Consider the following 1,921-nt stretch of genomic DNA (forward strand, 5'->3'; position numbering starts at 1 on the left):
ACTCTCAAACGACTTGTACGGGCCCATGGCCGCGTTGTTGACCAGGATATCGATGGGACCCAGCTCTTTCTGGCACTGCGCCACACACTGCGCGCGCGAGCGCGCCTCCAGCACGTCCCCTTGGATCGCCACGGCGCGACCGCCTTGCGCCTCAATAGTTGCGACCGTCTCCCGCAGCGTGCCGGGAAGATCGGGCGGGTGACTGTCGAGGCTGCGCGCGACGGCGGCAACAACGGCCCCCGCCGATGCCAGGCGCTGCGCGATGGCGGCGCCGATGCCGCGGCTCGCTCCGGTCACCAAAGCGACTTTTCCTTCGCATTCTCTGTTCATGGGCGTCGGTCGTTCCGGCGGATTTAGCGGTCGATGACTCACACCTGTTTTGCGACTAGAGCCTCTTCACCCAGCATGTCGACGATCTTCTTCTCGCTCTTCTTCGCGGGTGCCGCGGCCGGGCCCGGCTTTCCATTGCCGCGCGGCTTCGACTGCTCCGCTCGCCTCCTCATTCTTCCTCCGGCGGGACCAGCGGCTCCAGGACCGCAATCACTTGCGGAATGTCGTTCTGTACGGTGTCCCACACCTTGCGTAGGTCGACTCTGAAGTATTCGTGGATGAGACGGTTGCGCATCCCGATGATGTCTCCCCAGGGTATCTCGGGGTGGGCAGCGCGCGTTGCTTCTGAGACCTTGCACGCGGCCTCGCCAATGACTTCGAGCACGCGCATGACTGCGCTTTGATGCAGCGCGCTCTGTTCGAACCCGTCCCAGTCCACATCGGCAACGAAGCGCTGGGCCCGGCGGGCCGCGACGAGCATGTCGAGCAGGAGTGCGTCGTCACGCCACATACACTGGCTCGTGATGCTGAAGGATATGCCTGCGGCGGATGTAGTTCTCGCTGCGCTCGACGGCGCGGCGCTCGACCAGATCGACCTTGCGGCCGAACAACCGCTCCAGCTCTTCCTCCATGTGGCCCACGTCGAATAGGCTCCAGCGCGCATCAGACGCGAAGCTGACAAGCACGTCGACATCGCTGTCGGGGCGGAAGTCGTCGCGCAGCACCGACCCGAACAGAGAAAACTCGACGATCTTCCAGCGCCGGCAGAACTCGGCAATCCGCTCTCGATCGATCGCAATCCTCACACTCATGCGCCGGCCTCCTCGACGAACTGGCAAACCTCACGCGTCCTCCATGCGGTTACCCGGCTTGCGATATCCTGGTGCAGGTGCGTCAACGCTTACGTCCCGTTGGGTAGACCCTGCAAGACTCTGCCATTCCTGTCAAATCCCCGGCTCGCTCCGGTCACGAGCGCGACTTTGCCTGCGCATTCTCGATTCGCGGGTGTCATCGCATCGTTCTCCAGTCATTACCCCTTGCCTGGTCCCGTGCACCGTTCCATCAGCTCGTCGCCGAACATCCGGCGGCACAGGCGCTCGAAGTTGGCTCCCACCGGGATCGTCATGCCGCCGTCGACGGCAAGAACTTGGCCCGTCACCCAGGCCCCGGAGTCGGCGCAGAAGTACACCACGGCATCGCCGATTTCCTCCGCGGCGCCAGGGCGCCCGAGCGGCGTTGCCCGGAGTACCTCCTTCACGTCCTCGTCGTTCATGCCCAACGCGGTGCCTTCCGTCGGCACGTAACCGGGCTGGATGCAGTTCACGCGGATATTGAAGGGCGCCAGCTCGAGGGCGGCGCAGCGCACGAGCATTTCCAGGCCCGCCTTGGTGACGCCGTACGTCGCCATGTATTTGGGCACCAGAAAACCGTCGGCCGACGACATGGCGACAATGCTGCCGCCACGCTTCTGCATGGCGAGGGCGGCATGTTTGATCGTGAACGCGGTGCCGAGGATGTTCAGGTCGCACGCGAATCGCCAATGCTCGGCGCCCAACGCCAGGACGGGCCCCGGCGCGGCGCTGCCCGCGTT

5 protein-coding genes are annotated in these 1,921 nt (G+C 64.6%); all 5 read right to left on the reverse strand.

Annotated elements, in window-relative coordinates; all coding sequences use genetic code 11:
• On the reverse strand, positions 1 to 330 hold a 330-nt coding region (locus VF515_03810; protein ID HEX7406760.1), incomplete at its 3' end, for an SDR family NAD(P)-dependent oxidoreductase.
• A gap of 38 nt (positions 331 to 368) precedes the next feature.
• Complete coding sequence (locus VF515_03815; GenBank protein ID HEX7406761.1) at positions 369 to 503, reverse strand: hypothetical protein; 135 nt, start codon at positions 501 to 503, stop codon at positions 369 to 371.
• Entirely contained in the window at positions 500 to 841 is a 342-nt protein-coding gene (locus tag VF515_03820) for a DUF86 domain-containing protein (GenBank protein ID HEX7406762.1), read from the reverse strand. Before VF515_03820 ends, VF515_03815 begins: the two co-directional genes overlap by 4 nt.
• Complete coding sequence (locus tag VF515_03825; protein HEX7406763.1) at positions 831 to 1,142, reverse strand: nucleotidyltransferase domain-containing protein; 312 nt, start codon at positions 1,140 to 1,142, stop codon at positions 831 to 833. Before VF515_03825 ends, VF515_03820 begins: the two co-directional genes overlap by 11 nt.
• A 218-nt stretch (positions 1,143 to 1,360) precedes the next feature.
• Positions 1,361 to 1,921: SDR family oxidoreductase (locus tag VF515_03830; protein HEX7406764.1), on the reverse strand; the 561-nt coding region annotated here is incomplete at its 5' end.

The organism is Candidatus Binatia bacterium (genome assembly GCA_036382395.1).
In the GTDB taxonomy this organism is placed as follows: domain Bacteria; phylum Desulfobacterota; class Binatia; order HRBIN30; family HRBIN30; genus JAGDMS01.

What these genes read in the sequence shown, in the direction of transcription:
- VF515_03815 (HEX7406761.1), bottom strand. Translation starts at nt 503, where the DNA reads ATGAGGAGGCGAGCGGAGCAGTCGAAGCCGCGCGGCAATGGAAAGCCG.
- VF515_03820 (HEX7406762.1), bottom strand. Translation starts at nt 841, where the DNA reads ATGTGGCGTGACGACGCACTCCTGCTCGACATGCTCGTCGCGGCCCGC.
- VF515_03825 (HEX7406763.1), bottom strand. Translation starts at nt 1,142, where the DNA reads ATGAGTGTGAGGATTGCGATCGATCGAGAGCGGATTGCCGAGTTCTGC.